Raw genomic sequence first — 25,366 nt, 5'->3', positions numbered from 1 at the left:
CCAAGCAAATCATCAAGCCTCCGACCCATGCAGAATCCCCCTTCCCAAAGTTCGCCAGGATCCCAATATTCCCTCCTCCTTTTTCTCCTGACGCTCGGCGCTTTGGTCTGGGCGGGAGTACTTCTCTTTGCGGGCGGATTCACCACCAGCATTGGAGCGGGAATGGCGTTTCTGGATTGGCCCCTTTCCAACGGGTCCCTTAACCCAGAGGGATGGACCGACAATGCGGACCAAATGGCGGAACATAGCCACCGCCTAGCGGGCATGATCATCGGCCTCCTATCGATCACCCTCGCCATTGCTTACAACCGTATCGAGAAACGTATCTGGGTCCGCCGCCTCGCCTACTTTCTCCTCTTTCTGGTCGTCTTTCAAGGGCTGTTGGGTGGACTGCGCGTCCGCCTCGATCACTTGAACACCGGTAGCGACCACAATCTCACCGCCCGCTCGTTTGCCATCGCCCATGCGATGGGCGCTCAAGGAGTCGTCCTCACCCTGACCTCGCTCGCCGTCCTCTCGGCACCACAGTGGTCCACCTCTCTCGCCGCGGGGACAGGTCGTTTCCTGCGCACCTTTGGTATCGCTACGCTCCTCCTCCTGGCCGTGGCCATCCTCATTGGAGCAGTCATGCGACACAACGGAGCGGCCTTGGCGATTCCCACCTTTCCCGCTGCGTCCCCCGACGGATCATGGATACCCTCTAGCGATCTCTTTGTAGTATGGGTTCACTTCCTCCACCGCACCCTGGGAATGTTGGGAGGAATCGGGATCCTAATCTACGCTCTCCTCAGCTTCTCCAAGAAGGTCTGGCACCCTTATGCGACTCAATTCGCCATCGCCGCCGTCCTCCTCACCTGCCTCCAGATTTGGCTCGGTTGGCTGATTCTGCAAACGGCCCGCAATCCTCACGTTGCCACCCTCCATATGCTCAATGGCGCCGTTCTTCTCGCAACCCTCTGGTCCTCGATTCTGTGGTCGACTCGGAGCCGCAGACAGGAATCATAAGGGCCTCGATCGCCTTCTCGTAATTTTCATGCCCACCGAAACCAACAGTCAAGGACCCGCGGATACCGACGCCGATACCTCCGGCGAGTGTCGTGCGGGATGGGGGGTGTTCCTGGACCTGACCAAACCCAGACTGGCCTTTCTTTCAACCTTGACCGGTCTAGCCGGATACCTCGCCGCCCCCGACAATTTCCAATGGCTCCCCTTTCTCGCCATCGGAGTTTCCATCTTTCTCTCGGCTGCCGGAGCCCTCGCCCTCAACCAAGTGATCGAGCGGAACGTTGATGGCAAAATGGACCGCACCAAGGATCGCCCGCTCCCCGCCGGACTCATTGCCACCCGTTCGGCTTCGATCTTTGGAATCATCACAGCTGCAATCGGTTGTGGCATCGCCTTCCTGTTCCTCCCCCTCTCCGCCGCCAGCCTCATCCTCGCCACCGTATTAATCTACGTCCTCCTCTATACTCCGATGAAACGTCGCACCCATTGGTGCACTCACATCGGGGCCATTCCTGGCGCTCTTCCTCCTTTGATCGGTTGGTCAGCCGCAACCGGGCACATCGGCGGACTCGGGATTTGGCTCTTCCTGATTCTCGTTCTCTGGCAGATGCCTCACTTCTTCGCCATCGCTTGGCTCTGCCGGGAAGACTACGCCCGCGGAGGCCTACAAATGCTTTCCGTCACCCGTCCTAAAGGCTCACGCCTAGTCTTTGAAAATTTTCTCTATCTGGGACTCCTCTTTCCCGTTTGCCTCGCTCCTGTATTCCGTGGCGAAGCGGGATGGATCTATGGAGCTTCCTCACTCCTGCTTAACGGAATTTTCCTCTTCGAAGGCATCCGCTTTGCCAAGACCGTTCGCACGGGAGGCTCGACGGGCAATCGACTCTTTCTCTTCAGCCTCCTATACCTCCCTCTTCTCCTCATCGTCCTTCTTTTCGATCGGACTTATTCCTGATCTCAGCCCATGGAATTTTCCCTTCCCGCTCTCAATGCCGCCCTGAACGGATCCGCCGCGATATGCCTCACAGCAGGATTCGCCTTCATCCGGAAAGGTAACCAAAGGGCCCATCGGAACCTGATGGTCACGGCTCTGATTTTTAGCGCCGTCTTCCTTTTCTTTTACGTTCTCGACAAATATCTGAAAGGAGGAGTTCACACCGAATTTGGCGGCGAAGGATATTGGAGACCCATCTACTACGTCATGCTGATCACTCACGTGATCTTGGCGATGGTCATACTCCCGTTGATCTTCCGCACCCTCTATCTCGCGATAAAAGGACGATTCGACGCGCACCGCAAATGGGCCCGAGTCACCTATCCCATCTGGTACTATGTCTCCGTGACCGGAGTCCTAATCTACTTCTTCCTCTATCAGTGGTTCTAGGAAAAAGCCCAAACTCCCCCCAGATCACACGCCCTTCGGCCAAGATGAAATCCAAAGGAGAATCAAGGCTCTAGCCGAAAAGAATCTGATCCCGACTAGGTCCGAGGCGAAAGGAAGAGTGGCTCAACCCGATCCCCGGAGAGATCAGTGCTACTCAAAGATCTTCATCCGCAGCCCAGTCCCCACGGCAAGCCCCTTCCAGTCACTCCCACGCAGAGGATGAGGTCTTCGCGCCCGCTTCCCATCCAGTTCGCCCTCTAGGAACTTGTTCACAAAATCTTCCGATCCCAGCACCATCCCGTCCGAAAAATAGCGAACCCGGCACCGCAAAACGACCGACAAGGGCAACTTCCCCTTCTCCTCCTGCAAAACCCGCACCGCTTCTTCGTGAGAAATGGACACTTTCCCCTCTTTCTCTCCATCGCCAGCCCCATACAAAGTCTGCCGATACCCAGCCAGATCCTTATCGACAACCGAAAGCCCGGCCCGAGCCAGTCGGCCGCCCCCAAGAGCCTCCGCATACCCGCAAAACCGATAATCCTTAGGATCCGAAACCAGCCCCGCCCGAACCGCATTGAGGTCAATATAGGCCGCCACAGTCCGTAGCGCCCAACGATCCCCTTCTACCAAAACACTCTTAAACCGAGCCGACCAAAGCGGACCAAACCGATCACGTGATCGATTGAACCAAAGCGTAAAACGAAGCTTTAGAGTCCGCATAAACTCCGAAACATCATGCATGCGGCGGGTAAGCTCCTTCCGCAACTCTCTCCCATCAAGGAAGTTATCCTTCAAATGCCCCTCCAAAACCTCCGCAGGCATCGGGTTCCAAGGCGTAGGCTTAGGATACAGCTTCCGATACCGACGAACCAACTCCGCATCCGAAACCTCCGTCCCTGTCGGTGGCACCTCCACCAAAATATGGAAATGGTTCTTCATCACCGCATAAGTAACCACCCGAACCCCGGAAAACTCAGCTACCTGCCAAATCATCTTCCGCAAAACCTCCCTCTCCCGGTCGCCAAAGAGAGCCTCCCCATTCACTGTCCGGCTCATCAGATGATGATAAGACAATCGATTCGATTCCTTACGCCTAAGTCTGCCCATAATCAAAACCATAAATCATCGTCCGCAGCCAATCAAGACTAAATAAAACAGTTATATTATTTATCGATCGATGGCCTTTTATCTCCTTTTATGCCTATAATATCCTCAATACCCCCGCTTCCGATTGTATTTTTCGTCTTTGGATTTCTGCTCTCGGCGGTTTCGGCGGCCAATGGTGATCTGGCGTTTTTTCTGGCGGTGACTGAGTCGCTCGAGCTCTTCGTCCAGTTTTAGATAATTGATGAAGCGTTCTCGACTGAGGGTTCCCTCGGCAATTGCGGCCTGAATGGCGCAGCCTTTGTCGGCTCCGTGACCGCAATCCCGAAACTTACATTGTTTTGCGATTTCGTCGAAATCTGAGAAGCTAGCTTTGAGGGTTTCTGCATCGCGCCAGAGCTGGACTTCCCGAATTCCGGGATTGTCAATGAGCATTCCTCCTCCTGGGAGGCAGAGAAGCTCTCGGGCCGATGTCGTATGCATTCCTTTTCCCGTGGCGGCATTGACCTCTCCAACCCATTGCCATTCCTCCCCGAGGAGTTGGTTAACGATGGAAGATTTTCCCACCCCACTTGAGCCGACCAGCGCGATCGTCAACCCGGGCTCGAGAAAGCTTCGGATCGAATCGACACCGGATTCGTTCATTGCCGATGTCAGGAGCACCGGAACTCCTGGGCTCAGGGCCTCTACTTTCTGCTTAGCGATTCGGCTCTCTTCGTCCGAGTGGAGATCAACCTTATTCAAGATAACTGCGGGGCTGGCTCCGCTCTGCTCAATCACCTCAAAGTAGCGCTCCATTCGGCGTTCATTGAAATCCTGACCTGGATCGGTGACGACGAAAACCCTGTCTACATTCGCCGCAATGACTTGCTCCGCGGCGGCCTTTCCGGTCGCTTTCCGCGAGAGACAGGTTCTCCGGGATAGGCGTGCGCGGATAACCGCGTCATACTCGTAGCCTTCCGCTCCCATTTCCAAAGCCACCCAGTCGCCAACCGATGGCAATTCGGCATCGGTCTCAGCATCGTGATAGACACTTCCGCCCAGCGAAACTTCGACTTCCTCGCCATCTCCCAAGAATGCTCCATAGGAGATCTTGTTGTCGCGGATGAGACGCGCTGGCTCCCAACCGTTTTCGCGATATTCCGCAAATTCGGCTTCGAGCTGAGTATTCCATCCGAGATCAGTAAGGGTCATTGGAAGAATAGAGTACTCGGTTCTGCGCAAGGCACAAGCTTTGCTAAGCTGGCGCGCTCCGGTGCCTTCCCAAATACCATTCCTTCCATACTTTCGATTTTTCGGCCAAATTCTCTCTTTTAACGAAGTGCTATTTCGCCTCAGTCATGTAACGGTGGATCCCATGTCGACTTTCAAAACTATAGGAATTTCCTATTCTTTTCTCCGTGAACTGGATCGACTGAAGATGCGAACCCCTTCCGACATCCAGATTCAGGCCTACCCTTTTCTCAGCAAAGGTAAGGATGCATGGCTCAATGCCCCTACGGGTAGCGGCAAGACTCTGGCCTACCTCATCCCCCTTCTGGAGAGGACCGACACGAGCACCAAGGATATTCAGGTCGCCGTGATCGCGCCGACGCAGGAACTGGCCGTGCAAATTCACGAGGCCGTCCGCACCCTTGATGCGAACGGGAATCTGGCCATTCGCAGTCAACTCCTCATCGGGAACGCTTCCTCGAAACGCCAAAAGGAACAGCTCAAGAAGAAGAAGCCACACATCGTCATTGGATCCTCCGGGCGAATGATCGAGCTGGTCCAAGCCGGAAAACTGAAACTCCATAATGTGCGGGCCGTCTCTATCGATGAAGCCGATGTGATGCTTTCCGAAGATCACATTGGCAATCTTGAGGCGCTACTGAAAAGAATGCCCCGCGACCGCCAACTCGTTTTCTCCTCCGCTACCGAAAAGGCCGACGCGTTCCGGATCGCTCAGGAAATGGGCAAGGAGGTCGCCTGGGTTACCGGCGAGAACATCGAGAGCGATTCCACAATCGAACACTTTTACGTCGACTCCGACTATCATCATCGAGCCGACACCTTGCGGAAGCTCCTGCGGGCCGTCCAGCCACAGCGAGCCCTCATCTTCACTCATCGCAACCGAGGGGCGAAGGAACTCGGCAATGGTTTTGAACGATTCGACATTCCCCATGCCGTCCTCCACGGCGAGTTGAGCAAGTTTGAGCGGGAGAGCGCCCTCAAACGTTTCCGCACCGGCACGGTCCCCTACCTAATTTCCTCGGACGTTTCCGCTCGCGGTCTCGATATCCAGGGTCTGACGCATATCATCAATTTTGATATACCGACACTCCCCGATGACTATTTGCACCGCGTCGGACGAACGGGGCGCATGGGAGAGGCGGGTGTAGCCATTTCCATCGTCGCGGGAGATGAAGTTCGCCTGATCCGTCGATACGAAGCCGATCTCGATATCACCGTGAAACGCGGAAAACTCCAGGGAGGGGTCTTCGATCTATCACCGGCAAACGACTCGCCGGCAGAGGATTCCTCCTCGTGAGTTGCGGGTGAGGCCCACGAGAAACCAGCCACCAGCCGCTTCGAGATTCCATAAAAAAGCCGGGCGCAGAGAAATTTCTCCGCAGCCCGGCCTCCAATCAAATGGGTCGCTGAGTTACCCGATGGTCACTTTGGTGACTTCAACACGCTCGGTGGGGCGGCTTTTTTCTCCCCCAGCACCGTAGGCACAAGGAGTCTCGCCGATCTCTTCGAGGACTTCGACGCCCGACTCCAGCTCACCAAAACCGGTGTATTGGCCATCGAGGAAGGAGCAATCCCCGAGGCAGATAAAGAACTGGGATCCCGCTGAATCGGGATGCGCCGAGCGAGCCATGGAAAGCACGCCTTTCTTATGGGGCTTGGCGTTGAACTCGGCCTTAACCTTATACCCAGGATCTCCCGTTCCCCAAAGATGCTCTTTTTTCTCATCCTTGGTCAGCGGATCGCCCCCCTGAATCATGAAGCCCTTCATGATCCGGTGGAAAGCCGTTCCGTCGTAAAAGCCCTCCTTGGCCAGCTTCTTGAAATTCTCCACGGTCTTCGGCGCTACGTCCTCCCAGAACGTAACGACCATCGTGCCCTTGGTTGTCTCGATTGTCGCAGTTTCGCTACTCATAAGTGAGAAACCATTGGGGGAAGCTCTACAAAAAGCAATCCCCAGAAAACAGATCCACTAATCGAGCAATCGGGGGAGATCCCGAATGGAATCGATGACATAGTCCGGCTCCCGATCCACATTCTTGATCGTCTCTTCACTGAATTTCCCCGTCCGCACCAGAACTCCCTTCATTCCATAATCCATCGCACCGAGAACATCGCTCTCGAGATCATCTCCGACCACCGCAATCGCTTCCTTGGGAAGATCCAGCGATTCGACCGCCCGGTCAAAAAAGGTTTCTGAGGGTTTCCCTAGGCAAAGCGCCTGCTTATGGCTGGCGTACGAAAGGGCTTCGACATAGGCGCCCATATCGAGAAAGAGCTCACCATTCGACTCGAAGAACCGGTTCTTGGCCAACGCGTAGAAGGCCGCACCGTTCGAAAGCTGCCGAAAGGCCTTATTCAAAACCTCATAGGTATACCCATCCCCCAGGTCTCCAAGAATGACCACATCCGGATCATCCGACTCATCGATTGCTCCAAGGTCGTCCCTCGCATCCTCATGAACGAGAATGTTCGCGGTGAGGTATCCGTCTTTCCGAATCTGTTCCCGGGCTGCGGCCATGGGGGTGATGATCAGGCGTTCGTCGACTTCGACTTTTAACGAGGCCAGTTTCTCCCGGATCTTGGACCGCGACTTTGTGGTCGTATTGGTGAGGAACCGATACTCGATTCCCCGTTCATTCAATTCTGCGAGGCACTTACGAGTCCCCTCAATTCTCTCGTTCCCTGAGTAAAGGGTTCCCGAGAGATCCAGAAGCACTCCTTGAATCCCTTTCAACATACGCTAGGAAAATACGGCAAGATTCCTGCCAAAAGCAATCTATCTCGGATTCTTCCCGCTCGACCGAAAAAAAGCGACTCCGCAGCCCACCCAGAATCACGGACGCATTTGCACCGGTTTTCCTAATCCGTAGACTTCCTCATGCGCCTGAGCAAACGACTGATCCCTCTCCTATTTTGCCTGATATTCGCAACTATGAGCTTCGCCGATTCCTCTCCCCTCAAATCCTACGAATGGAAGAACCGTATCATCGTTTATCGCCTGCCGGATAAGGAATTACCCGACCTCGAAAAGACAATCAAAGCCGACGAAGAAGGCATTCGAGACCGGGACCTCATATTTCTCCGGCTCGGCACAAGACCAGATATCCCTTCTCACCACGAACTCTCACCCGAGGCTATTCAAGAACTGACGGAGCGCTTCCATCTGGATATAGATTCTCCGCAGCCCGTTTTCCTTCTCATTGGAAAAGACGGAGGCGAGAAAGACCGTCAAACGGAGGATTTTGACCTTCGTGAATGGTTTGACCGTATCGATTCGATGCCAATGCGCCAGCAGGAGATGCGGTAGAAAGGATGCCGCCTCCCGCTGATCAAGAGGTTCAAAAGCGATTACTCTCAAACCTTCCCCCTCCAACTGCAGGCTCGCCTGTCGGGCCAGGATCTGTTCCCTTTTACGGACAATGTTTGCCTACCGAGTTGCCTCCGACACGAGGGTTCACCCCCGGCCGACCCATTCTTTTAACCCTTCGGAAGGCCCAAACATTCTCGCAAATCGAAATGAACTGGGATCTACCCTCGAGAAGCTCTTCACGATCCTGACCAACAGCCCCAAACTTTCTCAGACCCCAAACACGTCCCGCCCCTTCCGCATCTCATGAGTTCTCAAACCGACTCCTCCCCTCTCCTCTGTTCCTATTGGTTTCGACCCGACGGAACGGCCGAAAAGCTGGAATGGCAGAGCATTGCCCAATGGCAGCCAGGCGAGGGATTCCTTTGGATCCACCTCGACCGCTACAGCCCAGAAGCCCGCCAATGGCTCCACCGGGAATCTGGCCTCTCGCGTATCCTCTGCGACGCCCTCCTCGCCGAAGAGACTCGCCCCCGGTGCGACATTGTTCGCGAGAATCTTCTCCTCATTCTCCGGGGGGTAAACCTGAATCCCGGCGCCGATCCAGAAGATATGGTCTCGATCCGCCTTTGGTCCGACGGGCAACGATTGATCAGTTTACGCGGCCCCCGTGTCCTCGCGATTTCAGACGTCGAGGAACGCATCCAATCCGGCGAACCCCTCCTCTCCTCCGGCGACCTCATTTCCCTCCTCTCTTCCCGGCTCATCGACCGCATGGGGCCCGTTGTCGACGCGCTCCAGGACGACCTTGACGGTGTCGAAGAATCCCTCATCGACAAAGCGGATGCCGCCGCCCGTGGCCCATTGAGCGACGTACGCCGCCAAGCCGTCGCTCTTCGCCGCTACGTTTCCCCACAGCGGGATGTCTTTGCCCGCCTTTCCATCGAGCCCCTTCCATGGATGTCGGAAAACAACAGATCCCATCTTCGCGAATCGACTGACCGGATTACCCGTCACGTGGAAGACCTCGACGCGATTCGCGAGCGAGCGGCGGTGACCCAGGAGGAATTACTCGCCCGCTCGCAGGACCGGATGAACCGCAACACCTATGTTCTATCCCTAGTGGCCGCCGTATTTCTTCCCCTCGGTTTCTTCACGGGATTGCTCGGGATCAACGTCGGCGGCATTCCGGGCACGAACTCCTCGATCGCGTTTACCGTCGTCTGCCTCGCGCTCTTTCTCGTCGGCGCCATTGAGCTCCTATTCTTCTATTTCAAAAAGTGGTTCTGAGGAACGCGCACCGGACTCGTCATTCCTCACCGGTGGCCAACCTGCGAATCCCCATCAGATCAGGCTTCCCCGTACCCAATTGGGGGATCTTTTCCACGACGACGTAGGAGTTGGGCGACGGCCTCCAAAGATTGGGAAGACTCGTCCGGCTCAGAGCCTCTGACAAACGCTGGGAGGTGAGGTCCATATCACGGACGACGACAACCACCAGCCGTTCTCCGCGTTTCTCGTCCGGAACCGAGGTGACACAAAGTTGATCGGCATCAAAGTCGAGAGCCTCCCGCAACTCGTTTTCCACCAGTGAATGCGAGATCATCTCACCTCCAATTTTGCTAAACCGCGAGAGGCGATCCGTCAGAGTCAGAAACTCGTCCTCGTCCAAGTGACCGATGTCACCAGTTCGATACCATCCGTCCTGCAAAACTTCCGCCGACTTCTCTGGCGCCCCGAGATATCCGGGAAAAATATTCGGCCCACGAACTTCGATCAGACCCTCTTCCCCTGGCGCCAAAATCTCCCTCGTGTCCGGATTGACAATACGCACCCGCACATTCGGCAGCGGACGCCCGACCGTGCCGGGCTCACAACCTTTTTGACAGTATCCATCCAGATCAGCCGAAGGAACGTTGAGTGCCACCACTGGCGAACATTCCGTAGCTCCATATCCTTCGTAAGGACGCAACCCATACCGCTTCTCGATAAAATCGGCGATTCTCGGAGACAACTTCTCGGCCCCGGCGACAATCCACCGCACGGATTCGAAGGATTCCGGTTTAATTTTTCGAGCCCACCCGAGAAGAAGAGAAGGAGTGCCGAGGATAATCGTCGGGTGAAACTTCTCCGAGAACTCGCCGATTTTTGCAGCCTCCAGGGGATTCGAATGATAACCCACGGCGACTCCCTGAGTCATCGGCATCCAGACGGTAACCGTTAGCCCAAGGGAGTGGAAAAACGGTAGTGTCCCGAGAATACGATCCTTCTTGCGGAAGCGTCCGACCTCTTCAAAAGAATTGATATTGGAGAGAATATTGCCGTGAGTAAGAACGATTCCTTTGGGTTCGTTCGTAGTTCCACTGCTGAAAAGAATCGCAAGCGGATCATCGGCCCTCGCGGGATTTCGACCCAGAATCCAGGAACAGGGGAAGAGACGCGCAATCAATCCCGCCCGGATTCGCTGGGAAGTCGACAGACGCGCCAGAAGATCTTCAACGAAGACCAGTCGCCCGGGGATCTTCAGATCCGGAAACTTCTCCAAAACCCTGCGGGCGGTTAAGACCGTTTTCACCCCGGCCTGCTCTACCGTTGAGCGAAAAGAAGCCTCGGGCATCGTAAAGTTGAGATTCACCGGAACCCTTCGATCGAGAACGAGGGCAAGATTGGTCAAGGTGCCACCGATCGAGGGAGGCAAGACGACTCCGACCTCTCGAGGATCTCCTTCCAGCTCTTCCCGAAGCAATCCACGCAACGCAATGGCCCCGGCGAGGACTCGGCCAAACTTCAACTCCTTCCCCTCGGAATCGGCCATGGCCAACCGCTTTCGATTCGCCCTTGCGCAGCGGATAAATCGCTCACCCGCGTTCCCAGAATGTTGAAGACGTAGATGGGCCGCAGCAATGATCTCCTCCGACACGGCCTCCCGCACCCGGTCGACCAGAGATTGATCCTTAGGATCGGCGCCTTGGGCCGTTTGAGGAACCGCAGCACCCACGGAAAGATAGACCTCACGCCGAAAGTCTCCCGGATGAAACAACCTCGACTCATCGGCCAACCCCAGTCCCGCATAGGTTCGAAAACCTCCGTGGATCGCGATCGGCAGAATGGGAATATCGGTCCCCTTCACAATGCGCTCAAAACCTTGTTTAAACGGGAGGAGATGACCGGTGCGAGTAAATCGGCCCTCGGGAAATACACCTACGATGTACCCTTCCTCGAGCGCCTTCCGCGCCTCGGCCAGCGCTTTCGCAATCGCCTTCGGCCCGTCTTCTTCGTGAATCGGAATCGCCCCAGAGATCTTGAGGATCGTGCGGAGGAACCAACCTTTCTCCTCAAGATACTTTCGCGAGACGAGGAAACGGACCCGCCTGGGCTGCAGCGAAATGATCCAGATCGCATCCATCAACGCCGCATGATTGGCAACGAGAAGAGCCGGGCCCTGAGCCGGAAGATTCTCACGCCCCGCTACCCGAACTCGGTAGAAGAAACGAGTGAGGGCAAAAACGAAGAAGCGAGCGAAGAAGTCCGGCAAGACCCAGATACCGACCCCGGTCAATACCACGAGCAGAGCTGCCAGAGCCAAGAACCCTTGCGCCGGATCCAACCCCAGCCACTTTGTATTCACATAGAGAAGCAACGCACCGCCCAGCACTCCCACCCAGCTGAGCCAGGCGGAAGCTGCAACGATACCTCCGACCCGCTCGGGGGGGCTTCGGAATTGGATGAAGGACTCAATGGGCACGAGGAAAAATCCAGCCCCGACCCCCATGATAAAACCATAGAATCCGGCGAGATAGACACTCGTGCTCGCATCCGTCGTAAAAAGAAGAATACAGCTCACCGACATCAGTGCGGTCGCAATCGGGACTAACCCGAACTCAATCCCGCGGCGGCTCAACCGACCGGCGAGGAGGGCACCTGCACCGATTCCGATGGCGGTCAGAAAGAACAGGCGCGTCGATTCCTCGCGGCCCAACCCGAGAATAACCTCCCCATATGCCAAAAAGTTCATCTGCACGTATGCTCCCACCAATGAGAAGACGGCAGAGCCCCAAACCGCGAGAGCCAGAAAACTATCGCGGTGTACTTCGCGCAGGCTTGTAACCAGATCCCGATAAAACAAATTGGCCATACGCCGATTGCCTCCACTGGGCGGAGTCGAGGCGATCTTCCGCGAGCAGATGTAACCCACAACGGCAATCCCGACACAGAGAAGGCCTGCGAATCCGTAATTCTGACCGAGCCAAAGACTCACTTCTGGAGCCATTGCGGTGCCGAGGATGATCGCAGCGTAGGTCGCCGACTGGAGAAAACTATTGGCCCGGGAAATCCCTTCTTTCCCGACCAGCTCGGGAATGATTCCATATTTCGTCGGACCGAAGAGCGCACTCTGAGTCGACATCAGAAAAACGGTCACCAGCATCATCCATCCGGATCCGGTAAAGAGCGACAGGGCCCCAAAACCCATCACCCCGATCTCCGCCAGCTTCACCCCGCGGACAACCCGATTCTTCCCGAAGCGATCGGCTAGAATCCCGCCAGCGCCCAAGAAGAGCAGAAACGGCAGGGCAAAAAGCACGCCCACCACCACCAGGGTCGTATCTACGCTCTTATCCGGCCAAGCTACCGCGAGAGCATAGATGATGAGGAGCTTGAAGAGATTATCGTTCAGCGCCCCCGTAAACTGGGTCGCGTTGTGCCAGCCAAAAGTGCCGGGAAAGGGAGAAGAAGATTTCGACATGAGAGCAAAATCAATAATGACAACTTTGCTGTCAATCCTGAAAAGACAATAAAGTTGTCATTTAAAATCGATTGATCTAAGTTGGAGTCATGAGTGAGAGAAGTGAAGCCGCCCAAGACTTATTCGATGAGGTCCGCAAGATCAACAATCGCTTGCGCTGGCTGGGGGACACTCTCCACCTCGATCTCGGGGTCACGGCCGCCAAGCGGAGCCTTCTTCTCACCCTCGACCGCGAAGGTCCTCAGACGGTTCCCGACCTCGCCCGCGAACGATTGGTCTCCCGACAAGTGGTCCAGACTCAGGTCAACGATCTCTTGGAGGAGGGCCTCGTCGAATCGCAACCGAACCCTCGGCACCGCCGCTCCACCCTGCTCGCACTCACCTCGAAAGGAGATCGGTTGATTCAGAAGATGCTCGCGAAAGAGTCCGAACTGGTGAAGACCTCGACCTACTCTCCGTCGACGAAGGAGCTTACGGTGTTGCGCGAACAACTGCAGAAACTGCGGGCAGGACTCGAGGCAATTGAATCCGAACAAGCCCCGTAGAAGGTTCTCTCCGGTGCGTCTTCAGTGGCTCCGATCTTCTTCCCGGTGGGCTAGAGCTCGAGCGATGGCCACATGCTCCGACCGGGGCTCAATGTGAAGTCATCTTTTGAATCGCGGAATAAACTTCGCGGGCCGAAACGAATCGATCGAGGTTTCGATCAGCCGACTTAGGTAACCTGTCGGCGACGGCGAGAGCCCACCGCGAGCAAAGCCGCCAGAGCCAGACCCAGGCCCACCTGGGAAAACTCCGGCACCGCATTCACCTGGAGGTTGTCGATATCCAGGTGGCCGTAAGAGGATAACCAATTGTTCGTCCGAATGCGGATATCCACATCACTCTGATTGTTGAGATCCGAGGGCAATGAAATGTCGGCGATCACATAGCCATCGAGCCAACTCTGGCCTTCGTCAAAGTCGATCCATTGTCCATCATTGATACGATAGTCGACATGCAAATTACTATTCCATGTAAACGCACTGAGACTGTCATAGGCAAAAGAAATCCGCACATCGCTCTGCCCGGTGAAATCGAATCCCGCCATTCGGAAAGATCCATTCTCGTAAACGCTACCTATCCGATAAAAACCAACTGCACGATTCGGATCTCCCTCGGCACCCGACAGATTCAAATCCGTCCCGGCAACATCTGCTTCGACCGTGTTGCTGAAACCCGCTCCGATATCCACAATACTGGCAGAAACCGATCCTGCCTGTGCACCTCCGTTGGCCGGAAGTTTTCCAGAAACCGTCCCGGCATCCATATCCCAATAGGCGATCAAAGCTGCAGAACCGCTCTGGACGCAGCAAAAGAGAAACCCCATACCCCAAAAAGCTGCCCGATGTAATCTCATGGCTCAAAGCGGTAGCAACATTCAGGCCCGAAACAACCTCAAACCTATTTTATAAACAAATTCTTAACAAAGCCCTCCTCTTTCCCCTAGATTCCCTTGAAGGCGTATTTCGTTGCTTCGAGCCATTCGCCATGCCGTCTTGAGGTATGAAACCGCGCATCAAACTTGCTGAATCCACTTCCCCGGACGGGAAGCCGATGATCCTCCATGAACAGGATGGAGACTACTCCATCAGTTTTGGCGGACAGGAATTGATGCACTCCCGTGCCTCCGCCTCTGAGCTTCTTCTTGGGGAGATCGCCGTGCAAAAGCTCTGGAAAACCCCGAAAGCTCATATTCTGGTCGGGGGACTGGGGTTAGGCTTCAGCCTTCTCACCGTGCTCAAAGCCGTGCAGCCCGACGCCATCGTTCATGTGGTCGAGCTCATTCCGGAAGTTGCCGACTGGAACCGCGATTTTCTCCACGATCTTAACGGCAACCTGCTCGATGACCCACGAGTGAAACTCGAGATTGCCGATGTAAAAACCGTTATCCGCAAAGCCAACCCCAACACCTACGATTCGATTTTGCTCGATGTCGACAATGGCCCCCGGGGAATGGTCAAGGATTCCAACAACTCCCTCTATTCCCGCAAAGGAATGCGAGCCGCCCGCACCGCTCTCAAACCCGGAGGCCGCGTCGCGGTCTGGTCCGCGGGTGAAGACGAATTTTTTCACGAACGCATGGAGCGAGCCGAATTCCACGTCCGGTCAATTCCGGCCAAGGTGCACGAAAACGCAAAGCGGGCCGCCTACCGAATCTACGTCGGCGACCGAACCTAACCCAGGTCTTTCAGATCCGAATACCCCGGCTAGAGCTCCCGTCCCCAGAGCTCGAGAATCTGCTGCTTTTGCGGCTCCTCCCCCACCCATTCCCGGAAGAAGACGGAAAACGGCACGGAGCACTGAATCCTCCGCTGGTCTTCGTTGATCTTCGGATTGATACTGAAAACCGGCGACTTCTCTCGCAGCTCCGCCGCCCGCACCCGCGCAAACGCCTGCGCTTCCTCCACCGAACCTTCATGGATCTTCTCGGCGAAAGCTTCGAGCTCCTCAATCGTCACATCGCCCCATCCGGCCGCCCATTGTTCCGGAGTGAACACCAAATCGCAGATCGCGACCGTCCGTTTCTCCCCCTCCACAGTTTCGTGAAACCCGACAACCATCTCAAAAGGGATATCGATTGATCGCTGTCTGACCGCATCCCCGAGATAAATGCTCGAACCCCACTGCGTATACTTCACCGAAATCGGAAGGCCCCGATGATACAAATTCGCCTCACCGGGAATGTCCCATTCATCGGTATACCCACGCTGGAACAGATGGTTCCAAATCTGTTGCTCAAAAACCAGTCCGTGTCCCTGCCGCTCTTCCGCAGCAAGAAAGCCAGTTGAGACGAGCAACCCGATGAAACCTAAGCATATCCTCCTCACCGCTACCATTGTCCTCAAACCTCCAGTGAGGGCGCGAGGAAAAAGCGTTTCTGACGAAAAGAGCCAGCGGATCTACATCCCTTCAATTGTGATTCGGGGCAAGTGTCCGTGTCAATTCGGAGTATCAACCTCCTCAGAAAGACGGGGCCCGCCTCGAGTCAATGATTTTACCTCTGTTATATAAATTCAATTCAGCTACGCCTATTTCGGCATCCCTAAACTTTATAAATCGATTCCCTAGGCTTGACGCCAAGGGCCTCTGTGGCTCGTTTGGGAGGAAGCATGAATCCCTTCGCCCCACTTACGGATCATGATCTGATCTCTGAGATACTTCCCAAAGTTTCGTTTCTGGGAGGCCTCACCGCGGACCAGCGGGAACGGATATTCCCAAGACTTGAGGTCGCGGAATTCTCTCAAGGCGAGTCCATTGCCCATCCGGGGGAGGTTCCTTCGCATGTGCACATCATCCAAGAGGGCAAAGTGGACCTCCTGATCTCTGACCATGGTGACCTGATCTCAAAACGTCAGTTTCACGTTGGTGATTGCTTCGGAGAAGCCGCTCTCCTTGCCCTCATCAATGAAACCGCCACCTTCGTCGCGGCAGAGAACACCCGGCTCGTCAGTCTCTCTCGGGCGAAACTTTTGAAGCTTCACAAGGAAGAGCCCGAAATCTTCCTCCATCTCGTTCTCAACATGGCCCGGGATCTCGCTCGCAAACTGCAGTATACCGACGCGTTACTCTTGCGAAAAAAAGAGTAACCGCCCTTCCGGACTCGATCTACGCAAAGAGGGCCTGCTTCCCGATCCTTAAAGGACTGCGTGATCAGTCATCACCCACGGATTTCCAGCCTTGGGAGTTTCTTCTTCTTCTTCTTTTGCAGTCGCGGCCTCAGGAGCTTCTGGAGCAGGTCTGGTAGGAGGCCTCAGGCTGAAGCTTCGGGTCGCACTCTCCAACTCTCCCAGTTCCGCTAAGACGGAGAGGAGTGTTCGCAGGTTTCCGCCTTCGCCGGCCTCGAGGCTGAAGAGGGTTCTCCGGACGATTCCGCATCGCTCAGCCAGTGCCTCTTGACTCAATCCGGCAGCCTTCCGCTTGGATCGAACAAAACCTCCAATTTCCTGCTCAACTCTGGAGAGCGATTCATCCCTAGGTTTCATGTGTAGATTTTTGCTCAAAAACTGACCCTTCGTCAAGCTCCGAGAACGATCCGGACAACGGCGTATCTCCAACTCTCTGGCATTGCCCTTCCTCGGAGACCGAGCTAGACGAGAAAGATGATTATACCCAAGGAGAGTCGCCTCAGCCCCGAACAACTTCGCGAAGTTACGGGAATCGTGGAGGAATTTGGCTGCCGGATTCAGGAAATCGTCGGAGCCCATCGGAACATCTATGCCATCCTTGGCGATGAGCGTCACGAGCTGATGTTTAACCGCCTCATCGGACTCTCCTATGTCGCCCGGGTGGATCATATCGAATCCTCCTATCGTTTGCTGGACAAGAGTTCCGAGTTGGCCAATCAGCGCTTGGTGCTCGGGGGTGTTCCCATCGGTGAGGAGCCCCTCTTCATCGCCGGCCCTTGCACCGTCAATCCTCAAAATCCACAGCTCACACTGGAGACTGCCGATGCCGTCAAATCCGCCGGGGCCCAATTACTCCGGGGCGGTGTTTGGAAACCGAGAACCATGCCCTATTCTTACCAAGGGGATCACAATGCACTCGAGATTCTCATCGAAGCGCGTGAGAAAACCGGCCTCCCTCTGGTCGTCGAGGTCATGGACGAGGAGCAGCTTAAAATCGCCCTCGAGGCGGAGGTCGATGTTCTACAGATTGGGACCCGAAATGCTCTGAATTACTCGCTCCTGAAAGCGGTGGGGCGACTCTCGGCTCCTACCCGGTCGTGGATCCTTCTCAAGCGTGGACGCCACATGGCGGATCCTGACGAATTCCTCTCAGCCGCCGAGTATCTCGCAGCCGAAGGCAATCCCCGCATCCTCCTCTGCCCCCGAGGCACCATGCCGAAGCTGGACGGATATCGAAATCATCCCGATGAATCGATCACTCCTCTTCTCAAGGAACGCACCTGGGCACCCGTCGTCTGCGATCCCTCCCACTCTACTGGGCACGCCTCGTATGTGCCCGCGGCTTCCCTGGCCGCCATCGCCTATGGGGCCGATGGATTGGGCATTGAGGCCAATGTCGAACCTCGCAAGGGAATCGGCGACGACCCCAAGCAAGCTCTCGATCCAGCCGCCCTTGAGAAAACGATTCGCCAGTGCCGAGCTCTGTGGAACCTCATCCACGAGCCAACCCAAGACTAGCCAGCAACCCTCCGTTTCCGGGCAGAATTCTCGGTCGCCCTCCCGGCCCACCGGATAACGATCGGCATTAGGGCTTATACGAGCCACTGCTTCTGCGTCGAAGGACCGTTACAGGATTGTCACAGACCGATCTTTCGGTGCAGTCTTCCCCAAATGGGAACCTTTCTAGCGATTTTCGGTAGCCTCGGACTCTTTTTGTTCGGGATGCGGATGCTCAGTGAGAGCTTGCAAAAATTCTCCGGACACCAGCTCCGGGAGTTTTTGCGGTCCATGACCAAAAACCGTTTTCGCGGGCTTCTCTGCGGAGTGGGGATCACCTCCCTGATTCAGTCCTCCTCAGCCACGACGGTGATGGTGGTGAGCTTCGTCAACGCAGGGCTCCTCACCCTGATGGAATCGGCGGGGATCATTCTCGGTGCGAACATCGGGACGACGATGACGGCTTGGATCATCTCCCTCTTCGGTTTCAAATTCAGCATCACTTCGATGGCGGTCCCACTCGCCGGAATCGGAATGGCTCTGATTCTTTTTGGCCGCAAACCACGTTGGCGGGACTTTGGCGAATGCTTGATCGGTTTCGGAATTCTGTTCCTCGGCCTCGGCCTCCTGAAGGAATCGGTTCCGGAGGTATCTCCCGACTCCCCTCTCCTTTCTTTCATTTCGGACCATTCTGCCCAAGGAATGCTGTCGGTCCTCCTTTTTGTCGGACTCGGTGTTCTCCTCACGATTGTCGTCCAGAGCTCCTCCGCGGCGATGGCGATCACCATCACCATGGCCGCCAAAGGGTGGATCGGCTACGATTTGGCGGCAGCCATCGTTCTAGGAGAAAACATCGGGACCACGATCACCGCCAACCTGGCAGCCCTCGCGGGGAATCTGAATGCGAAACGGGCCGCCCTTCTCCACTTTTTCATCAACATCTTCGGCGTCATTTGGGTCATTGCCCTATTCGGTCCATTCTCCGAATTGGTGGTGCAGTTTGTCCCCGGGGTGGTATCGGACCCCTCGGCTTGGATCGCCGTCTACCTCGCCGCCTTCCACACGATCTTCAACGTGATCAACGTCTCAGTCCTCATTGGCTTCACTCCTCTCTTGGTGCGGCTGGTGAAATCGATCGGAAAGGATCCCGAGCCGTCGACCGTCCGCTTCGAACATATTTCGACGACAGCCGCCTCCACCGGATCCCTCAACGTCGTCGAAGCCGAACTCGAAACCTCCCGCCTCGCCAAGATGGGGCTGGAGATCTTCGACATTTTTGTCGACCTCTTCGAAAATCCCGGCCCCAAAGGCAAAGGCCGGTTTAAGAAAGCGGCCCAACTGGAGGAAGATTGCGATCACCTCGCTTTCGACATCACCCGATTCCTCACACACTGCTCGACCAACAAACTCAGTGAGGAGAAAGCGGATGATGTCACCGTCCTCTTTATGACGATCGCCGAGCTAGAGGAAGTCAGCGATGCCTGCTATCGGTTGGCACAGATTTCCGATCGCCGCTCCCGCGAAGGAATCATCATCGAGCCGAGCATGGAGGAACGACTCCGCGCCCTCATGCGGCACCTGCGCGACTTCATTCAATTCGTCCACTTTGCCACCCAAGAGAAAACCTCTGTCGCCTCCATGGAAACCGCCATTCGATACCGCGACGGGGTGAAGAACTCGATCAAGGCCCTACGCCAGAAGCAGACCCAGATCATGCACCGTAACGGCGACATCGACAGTGGGATGATGACGATCGATCTCCTCAACTACCTCAAGGCCGTCAACAGCGATCTCTTCAACATCATGCAAGGTCTCTGCCGCCGCGGATAAGCTCCGGCGAGAATCGATCCGCTTGCGAGATGGGGCGGCGAGTGACGAATCGATGGGCACGGAGGAAGGATTGACTCCGGTCGCAAGGATCCATCGGCGTTGTGCGCGGGCAAGGCTGAAGCCTTGCCCCACTGCGAGAGCGTCGCACCCCGAGAGACTCGCCGACGGCTGCGAAAGCGGACGCTCCCTTTCCCAGGACTCACCACTTCCCTTTTCCGCTCTTAAAGCTCGCCTCAACCTTGTCGAAAGCGCCATCGCGCTTCCGCTCCGGAGATAGGAAGCGCGAGATCAACCTCACAAGAGAAAGAGCCTATTGACGCGTCCAATCAGAAAAATTCGGATCGTCGAATATGGCCGCTTGATTGGACCACCGCCGCATGTCGCGAAGCTGTTCCCCATCGAGGAGGTCGACATGACCATCCAAGTGGGCCGCCACTGTCCGGCCTCCATGTTCAAGAGATACATAGCCCATACTCGCAGGAATGTCTGGATTATAACTTCCCCAGGAAGTGCCAGTCGGCAGCTTCGGCGGATTGACCCGATAAAACCCCACTGGTTCTCCATAGTCTGCCGGAGGAGAATAGAGAGAGGAAGTAAAGACAATCAGCTTGGACGGGCTATACGCATCTGCCGGGCGAAGCACCCAGAAACTGTTGGGCATTTTGGTTTGATCCCGACTCCATCTACCCGGCTCATACCCCGGATCGTAAATACGGCCATCACAATGCCCACCAACGAAAACACTATTCATCCCAAACGATGGGTTGAGACTCGCCGCATACGGGCTTTTCGAGGCGACTTCGTGATAGTATCGCAGATCTCTCCCCGCAAAGAGAGTCTGCAAATTGTTCTCGAGCAAGGGAGCCAACCGGAGCGGATAGCGCTTGGCGTCTTCGGCGTCACTCGTGATCGGTGAAAACCCCTCCGGATAGAGAGTCTTTCCCGCGTCCCCATACCCCATCATGAATCTTCCTTTGTTATCAATGGGCGTCATCAGATAAGCTTGGATCACTTGCCGTGCCGCAGACGTCTCCGCGGAGGTCTGTGCGGATTGGCGAACTTTTTCCACCCCGGCAACCGCGATGCCGCCGAGGATTCCAATCACGGCAATGACCACGAGAATCTCTACCAACGAAAAACCTTTTCGCTTCGCGTGGCGGACATTGGCGGCCGAGGCCGAAGTGTTGGGATGTCTCATCCCGAGAGAATAACGATTTGGATTCGAGTGCATGCGCATAGTAATTCGCTGGATTATTCAGGCTGGTGGATTACTTCGAGGCGCAGAAAGCGTGCTTCTCCCGGGGCGAGAGTTTCGAGGGTGCGAACGGTGACGGTCTCGGTTCCGTCGTCATTGAAGACCGGATCTGGTAGCTCTTCCGTATAGATAAACCCAGTACCGTCTCCGTTATAGTTCCAGGTCTCCAGATCCTCGGAAACCAAGACGCGATAGACTAAATCCTCGGCGGCAATTTGACGACGGTAAGAAAGTTGGGAGTATCCACTTTCATCCACCGAGGATATCGGTTGGATTTCAGCAAAATCCGCCGCAGATTCCGGCGCACCCCCTAGGGCGTATTCCAAGAGGTTGCTATAACCGTCTTCGTCCGGATCATCTTCCGGAGCATTGCGAGTGTTGATCGGAGGGTCAGTTACGTAGTTATTTACCTCATTATCCGCCCAACTTTCAAAGTCGGTTGGTGCGAAAACCGCGCGTACAACGGTATCCTCCTCCATAACCACAGTAGTCGTTGTAGAAGTTCCCGAAGCCGAACCAGCCCAACCGACGAATTCGAACCCATAGGCCGGCTCCGGAATCGCCGTAATCTCAATCACATCATCAACTTCATAGCTTTCTTGGGGCTCGGTTTCCCCATACAAATGATGCTCGACTGAGCCCACGGTCTTGAAGACTGAAGTTGTTTCGACTCGGAGAGCCCTCCCAATGCTATTGATCACTTCGTCCATCGAAATGAGCATTGCGCCTTTCAAACTCATACTACTTTCCTCACTCGAGAAAGCGATAAAGTAGTCAAATATGCTTAACTCTGAGGTATCCCATTCCCAAGAAGTGTAGGTTTCCGAAGTCCCAATAAGAAATCCATTTCCGTCTGGTGTCCCACCGTCGAGAAGCGGTCCTAAATCCGATTCCCGATAGTAAAGGTGAGCCGAGTCAATATCCGGCACCGTTCCAATCGAACGAACTTGAAACAGGATCGTTTTCGCATCGAATGTCGGCGCGTCGTGCACCACGAAGGCCGACGGCCCACCAAAACTATAGAGTCCGCCCGAACCCGAGATAATAACCCCCGAATCAAGCCCAGTCTGAAGAAGAAGCGCATCTTCATCAAATCCATCATCGGTGAGATTCCCTTCCCCTGCGGGAAACGGGTCGACGAGCTCCCCCACCTCGGGCAGATCCCAATTCGCCGTAATCGGATCTCCGTAGTAGGGATCACCTGCAAAGAAAGCAGACCAAATCCCCACCGAATATTCCGCATCCTGAGGAATGTCAGGTTCAACATAATCTGCGTGAAGGAAAAAACCCGTCACACAGGGTGCCACTAGAAAAATGAATTTTTTCATGAGATCCAAGAAAGGTTCGGCGGAGATGGGAAGGGGGAGTCGTTGAACTGCAACGACTCCCCGTAGACGAATGCGAGTAGGTTTGCTTCAGCTGGTTCAGCTTTTCGATGTTCTGCGGCGGCAAACCGCCAACCCGAGAGCAAGAGCACCAGCGATGGCTCCAAAAGTTTCGGGCTCAGGAACTGCGCTGGAGGTCAATGCCGGTGTGTAACCCGAGGTTGCATCGCTAGAAACAATCTGGACCCCTGCATTGTCAGTTGTCCAAAAGACGAAACCATAGTTGCTCGACCCAGAATCGATCCAGTCATTGACCGAGCTCGTGACATCCATGGAGGAAACTCCGCCATTAGTGAATGTCATTTCGCCAACAGGAGTTAACGTCAGAACATTGGAATTAAACCATGCCAGTTTGTCGCCACTGTCCAAGTAGTCAGAGTAGGACTCGCCTAAGACTCCAACATTGACAGTTCCTGTCCCGATCGGCACGGATCCAGGTCCCATTGACCCATCGGGATATCCGGAAGCTTGCAGTGATAGATACTTGTCGCCGCTTACCGACAGTTCAGAAACATCAAAGGAGATAACACCAAAAGTGAAATGACCCGCTCCACTATACTGAGAAACGTTCACAGTTGGCGCACCGGTATTATTGGTTCCCATGAACACATAGGAATACGTGTCGAAATCGGCATCTGCCAACACGACCGCATTCGCCGCGGAAGAAGCGGCCAAGCCAGTGGCGGCCGCGAGAAGAAGTGATTTACTGATTTTCATACTTTATCGATTGATAGACATTTGCTCCGGCACTAGTTATACCGGGACTCATTCTCATTTTCCTATCTGATGAATTCTCTGTCTTTGCGGTGATGTTCCTTAAAAAGTGTTAGGCCTGCTCGGCGATGAGGTCGGCCAACAGGTCTCGCCAGTCTTCGCGCTCCGGCTTGCCTGGCTTACGCTCGCCGAAGAATTGGACGATCGTTTCCCCTTCCTGATCGAGCACCTCGAGGGAGGTCACGGTACCGTCTTTGGTGGGCTTCTCCACAATCCAGGAAGTGGCGATGCCACTTTCGAGGAGGTGCAAGTTGAAACCGGGATCCATGACGTTCATCCAATCTCCCATGCGGGCAGTTTTTTGCACAGGACCGGTGTGAATCTGAATCGCGCCCTCGTTTCCGACAAAAACCATGATCGGGGCGCCCTTCTCGGCGGCCCCCTCCAAAATCTTAGCCGCCGCATCGTTCCCGACTCTTTGCGTGAAATGGCCTTCAGCCACTTGGATCGCGTTCAAGCGGCTGATCTTGTGCTTCCGCAGAAGCATGAAAAACTGGTGGGTATCCTCCAGGGCCGACCAATCGGCAATCAACGCTTCTTTGGTTTCCTCAGTCGGCTCGATATCGGAAGAGCTCTTGCTCAACGGAGCCGTTACCTGAGAATCCCCCTGATCCTCGGCACGAAAGCGTTCGGTCAAGGACCGGAACTCGTTCAAGCCTTCCTCGTTCCGAAGATAGACTTTGTGAATCGCCGTTCCCGCCGAATCGAAAAACTGGAAAGAACGCATCATGCCGCCCCGCGGATTTTCGATCTCCACGGCAAACGCAGAATCCCAACTCTTGTAAAAGAGGCGCAGATCAATGTCTTTCCCCGTCACCAGTCCCACGTGTGCCCCGCTTTCAGGAATGAACTCATACTCCCCCGTCTTCTCGTGGACGCAAAACTCGTTGCGCGTCAACACCATCACTTTTCCCAGTGGCTTGAGCGCCCGAATAAACGAGTGCCAATCGGAGATGTCCAAACGGGTCACCGAGTTTCCACAGTCCAAAGCCACGAGCTCCGCCTCTCCCACTTCAAGACGAGTGGCCGCATCGCGAATGCGTAGACGGGGCTCCTCCTGTTTGAGAGCTGTATATCGGTCGCGGAGAGTGGTAATGGTTTCCATAAAATTTTGTGATGTTGAGACTCGGTAGCGTTTTACTCTTGCCCCGTCAAGCCCTCATAGAGATTTATTGCAACTATGTCTCATTCTCACAAGCAGAGCTATTGTGCTCGTCTCATGCGTAATTTCCCCATTCTAGGAGCCTGTGCAGCCATCGCCTTGCTCTTCGGGTGCAGCGAAAACGGTGAAAAAAAATCTTCTCCCGAATTCTCATCTTCGGAGACCCAGATCGATTCCGACAAGGGTTCACCGACAAACATTGTTACCATTGGCGGAGCGGCAACCGAGATTGTCTTTGCTCTCGGCGCAGGCGACCAAGTTGCGGCAGTCGACCTTTCCAGCACCTTTCCGCCAGAGGTTCGGCAACTCCCTCAAGTGGGTTACGTCCGGAGTATTTCTCCGGAAGGGGTTCTGTCTAAGGATCCCGGACTGATTATCGCGACTGGCGCCCTTGGCCCGCCGGCTGCCCGCGAAATAATGGAAGAACTCAGCATCCCGACCCTCTGGCTTCCCGATCCCAAGACCGTGGAGGATCTTGAGCGGTCTGTGTCGGAGGTCGCTCAACAATTGGGAAAACCAGAGGAAGGAGAAGCTCTGCTCAAAACCATCCAGTCCCAGCTCAGCCAGGCCGAGTCCGAGGCTCGATCCTGGAGTCGCGAAAAGCCAACGGTCCTCTTTTTCCTCAATCCTCCGACCGCATCGACTGGAGGAATGGCTGGAGGGAGCGACTCCCGATCGGCGACCCTGATCGAGTTGGCGGGCGGAACCAATGCCGCTAAAGAGTTTTCGGGGTTTCAACCAGTTTCCCTTGAAAGCGTCATCCAGATGAATCCGGACGTGATCATCTGCGGCATTTCGCCTGGGCACGGGGCGTCACCGGAAACGATTCAGGCTCTCCGCGACAATCCCGCCCTTTCATCGGTCTCCGCAATTCAAAATGAAGCGGTCTACGGAGTTCCCCTTGATGATCTGACTTTTGGCCCCCGTCTGGGTGAAGCCGCCTTGAGGTGGAACCAGATTCTCTCTGAACAAGCGAATCCACCCGCGGGGAATCAACTCGCCCAGAGAGAACCGTGATTCC

The 25,366-nt window shown here is 55.2% G+C and carries 24 protein-coding genes; 12 read left to right on the top strand and 12 right to left on the bottom strand.

The window, feature by feature from the left end:
- The first annotated feature begins 27 nt into the window (after nt 1–27).
- Genes H5P30_RS07075 through H5P30_RS07065 form a run of 3 tightly spaced genes read left to right on the top strand, consistent with a single transcriptional unit; the run spans nt 28 to nt 2,389 of the window.
- Nucleotides 28–1,005: a COX15/CtaA family protein gene (locus H5P30_RS07075; protein ID WP_185692246.1), complete on the top strand. Its 978-nt coding sequence runs from the start codon at nt 28–30 to the stop codon at nt 1,003–1,005.
- Between the two features lie 28 nt (nt 1,006–1,033).
- Entirely contained in the window at nt 1,034–1,960 is a 927-nt protein-coding gene (gene cyoE / locus H5P30_RS07070) for a heme o synthase (RefSeq protein ID WP_185692245.1), read from the top strand.
- A gap of 9 nt (nt 1,961–1,969) precedes the next feature.
- Nucleotides 1,970–2,389 carry a DUF420 domain-containing protein gene (locus tag H5P30_RS07065; RefSeq protein ID WP_185692244.1) on the top strand — a complete coding sequence of 140 codons (420 nt, stop codon included), beginning with the start codon at nt 1,970–1,972 and terminating at the stop codon, nt 2,387–2,389.
- Nucleotides 2,390–2,539: 150 nt separating this feature from the next.
- Here the strand turns inward: H5P30_RS07065 and H5P30_RS07060 are convergent, their stop codons facing one another.
- A complete protein-coding gene (locus tag H5P30_RS07060) occupies nt 2,540–3,445 on the bottom strand; it encodes a transposase (protein ID WP_246459450.1) in 906 nt (301 codons plus the stop codon).
- 156 nt (nt 3,446–3,601) lie between these two features.
- On the bottom strand, nt 3,602–4,687 hold the full coding sequence (gene rsgA / locus H5P30_RS07055; RefSeq protein WP_185692242.1) for a ribosome small subunit-dependent GTPase A: 1,086 nt from the start codon (nt 4,685–4,687) through the stop codon (nt 3,602–3,604).
- 163 nt (nt 4,688–4,850) lie between these two features.
- On the opposite strand from rsgA, the gene H5P30_RS07050 reads away from it, so the two are divergent.
- A complete protein-coding gene (locus tag H5P30_RS07050; RefSeq protein WP_185692241.1) occupies nt 4,851–6,023 on the top strand; it encodes a DEAD/DEAH box helicase in 1,173 nt (390 codons plus the stop codon).
- 114 nt (nt 6,024–6,137) lie between these two features.
- Here H5P30_RS07050 and H5P30_RS07045 read toward each other — a convergent pair whose 3' ends face one another.
- Together H5P30_RS07045 and H5P30_RS07040 are read right to left on the bottom strand one after the other, a co-directional pair.
- Nucleotides 6,138–6,638 (bottom strand): peptidylprolyl isomerase, encoded by a 501-nt coding sequence (locus H5P30_RS07045; protein WP_185692240.1) that lies wholly within the window; start codon nt 6,636–6,638, stop codon nt 6,138–6,140.
- Between the two features lie 57 nt (nt 6,639–6,695).
- A complete protein-coding gene (locus H5P30_RS07040) occupies nt 6,696–7,463 on the bottom strand; it encodes a TIGR01458 family HAD-type hydrolase (RefSeq protein ID WP_185692239.1) in 768 nt (255 codons plus the stop codon).
- Between the two features lie 195 nt (nt 7,464–7,658).
- Here H5P30_RS07040 and H5P30_RS07035 point away from each other — a divergent pair, with 195 nt between their 5' ends.
- Together H5P30_RS07035 and H5P30_RS07030 are read left to right on the top strand one after the other, a co-directional pair.
- On the top strand, nt 7,659–8,033 hold the full coding sequence (locus H5P30_RS07035) for a DUF4174 domain-containing protein (RefSeq protein WP_185692238.1): 375 nt from the start codon (nt 7,659–7,661) through the stop codon (nt 8,031–8,033).
- Nucleotides 8,034–8,339: 306 nt separating this feature from the next.
- The gene (locus H5P30_RS07030) at nt 8,340–9,323 is read left to right on the top strand and encodes a zinc transporter ZntB (protein WP_185692237.1); all 984 of its coding nucleotides are present in this window, start codon (nt 8,340–8,342) and stop codon (nt 9,321–9,323) included.
- 19 nt (nt 9,324–9,342) lie between these two features.
- On the opposite strand, the gene H5P30_RS07025 is transcribed toward H5P30_RS07030, so the two are convergent.
- A complete protein-coding gene (locus H5P30_RS07025) occupies nt 9,343–12,777 on the bottom strand; it encodes an MFS transporter (protein WP_185692236.1) in 3,435 nt (1,144 codons plus the stop codon).
- Between the two features lie 89 nt (nt 12,778–12,866).
- Between H5P30_RS07025 and H5P30_RS07020 the strand changes: the two genes are divergently transcribed.
- Nucleotides 12,867–13,322 (top strand): MarR family winged helix-turn-helix transcriptional regulator, encoded by a 456-nt coding sequence (locus tag H5P30_RS07020; protein ID WP_185692235.1) that lies wholly within the window; start codon nt 12,867–12,869, stop codon nt 13,320–13,322.
- Nucleotides 13,323–13,489: 167 nt separating this feature from the next.
- On the opposite strand, the gene H5P30_RS07015 is transcribed toward H5P30_RS07020, so the two are convergent.
- On the bottom strand, nt 13,490–14,173 hold the full coding sequence (locus H5P30_RS07015) for a hypothetical protein (RefSeq protein ID WP_185692234.1): 684 nt from the start codon (nt 14,171–14,173) through the stop codon (nt 13,490–13,492).
- A gap of 146 nt (nt 14,174–14,319) precedes the next feature.
- Here H5P30_RS07015 and H5P30_RS07010 point away from each other — a divergent pair, with 146 nt between their 5' ends.
- Nucleotides 14,320–14,994, top strand: a complete 675-nt coding sequence (locus H5P30_RS07010; protein WP_185692233.1) for a spermine/spermidine synthase domain-containing protein — start codon at nt 14,320–14,322, stop codon at nt 14,992–14,994.
- Between the two features lie 29 nt (nt 14,995–15,023).
- Here H5P30_RS07010 and H5P30_RS07005 read toward each other — a convergent pair whose 3' ends face one another.
- Nucleotides 15,024–15,614 (bottom strand): hypothetical protein, encoded by a 591-nt coding sequence (locus tag H5P30_RS07005; protein ID WP_185692232.1) that lies wholly within the window; start codon nt 15,612–15,614, stop codon nt 15,024–15,026.
- A gap of 312 nt (nt 15,615–15,926) precedes the next feature.
- On the opposite strand from H5P30_RS07005, the gene H5P30_RS07000 reads away from it, so the two are divergent.
- A complete protein-coding gene (locus tag H5P30_RS07000) occupies nt 15,927–16,403 on the top strand; it encodes a Crp/Fnr family transcriptional regulator (RefSeq protein ID WP_185692231.1) in 477 nt (158 codons plus the stop codon).
- A gap of 48 nt (nt 16,404–16,451) precedes the next feature.
- Here the strand turns inward: H5P30_RS07000 and H5P30_RS06995 are convergent, their stop codons facing one another.
- Nucleotides 16,452–16,799: a helix-turn-helix domain-containing protein gene (locus H5P30_RS06995; protein WP_185692230.1), complete on the bottom strand. Its 348-nt coding sequence runs from the start codon at nt 16,797–16,799 to the stop codon at nt 16,452–16,454.
- A gap of 117 nt (nt 16,800–16,916) precedes the next feature.
- Here H5P30_RS06995 and H5P30_RS06990 point away from each other — a divergent pair, with 117 nt between their 5' ends.
- Nucleotides 16,917–17,960 carry a 3-deoxy-D-arabino-heptulosonate 7-phosphate synthase gene (locus tag H5P30_RS06990; protein ID WP_185692229.1) on the top strand — a complete coding sequence of 348 codons (1,044 nt, stop codon included), beginning with the start codon at nt 16,917–16,919 and terminating at the stop codon, nt 17,958–17,960.
- A gap of 153 nt (nt 17,961–18,113) precedes the next feature.
- Nucleotides 18,114–19,769 carry a Na/Pi cotransporter family protein gene (locus H5P30_RS06985; protein WP_185692228.1) on the top strand — a complete coding sequence of 552 codons (1,656 nt, stop codon included), beginning with the start codon at nt 18,114–18,116 and terminating at the stop codon, nt 19,767–19,769.
- Between the two features lie 310 nt (nt 19,770–20,079).
- On the opposite strand, the gene H5P30_RS06980 is transcribed toward H5P30_RS06985, so the two are convergent.
- From H5P30_RS06980 to H5P30_RS06965, 4 genes are all read right to left on the bottom strand, one after another.
- The gene (locus H5P30_RS06980) at nt 20,080–20,967 is read right to left on the bottom strand and encodes a type II secretion system protein (RefSeq protein ID WP_185692227.1); all 888 of its coding nucleotides are present in this window, start codon (nt 20,965–20,967) and stop codon (nt 20,080–20,082) included.
- A gap of 53 nt (nt 20,968–21,020) precedes the next feature.
- The gene (locus tag H5P30_RS06975; RefSeq protein WP_185692226.1) at nt 21,021–22,352 is read right to left on the bottom strand and encodes an InlB B-repeat-containing protein; all 1,332 of its coding nucleotides are present in this window, start codon (nt 22,350–22,352) and stop codon (nt 21,021–21,023) included.
- A 96-nt stretch (nt 22,353–22,448) separates the two neighbouring features.
- Nucleotides 22,449–23,126: a hypothetical protein gene (locus H5P30_RS06970; RefSeq protein WP_185692225.1), complete on the bottom strand. Its 678-nt coding sequence runs from the start codon at nt 23,124–23,126 to the stop codon at nt 22,449–22,451.
- Between the two features lie 109 nt (nt 23,127–23,235).
- The gene (locus H5P30_RS06965) at nt 23,236–24,288 is read right to left on the bottom strand and encodes a hemin-degrading factor (RefSeq protein ID WP_185692224.1); all 1,053 of its coding nucleotides are present in this window, start codon (nt 24,286–24,288) and stop codon (nt 23,236–23,238) included.
- A 75-nt stretch (nt 24,289–24,363) separates the two neighbouring features.
- Here H5P30_RS06965 and H5P30_RS06960 point away from each other — a divergent pair, with 75 nt between their 5' ends.
- Nucleotides 24,364–25,362: a heme/hemin ABC transporter substrate-binding protein gene (locus tag H5P30_RS06960; protein ID WP_185692223.1), complete on the top strand. Its 999-nt coding sequence runs from the start codon at nt 24,364–24,366 to the stop codon at nt 25,360–25,362.
- Nucleotides 25,363–25,366 lie beyond the last annotated feature (4 nt).

The sequence above is a fragment of the Puniceicoccus vermicola genome (assembly GCF_014230055.1).
Taxonomy (GTDB): domain Bacteria; phylum Verrucomicrobiota; class Verrucomicrobiia; order Opitutales; family Puniceicoccaceae; genus Puniceicoccus; species Puniceicoccus vermicola.
Note: the sequence above shows the minus strand (reverse complement) of the source record. Positions and strands in the feature narration are given on the sequence as shown.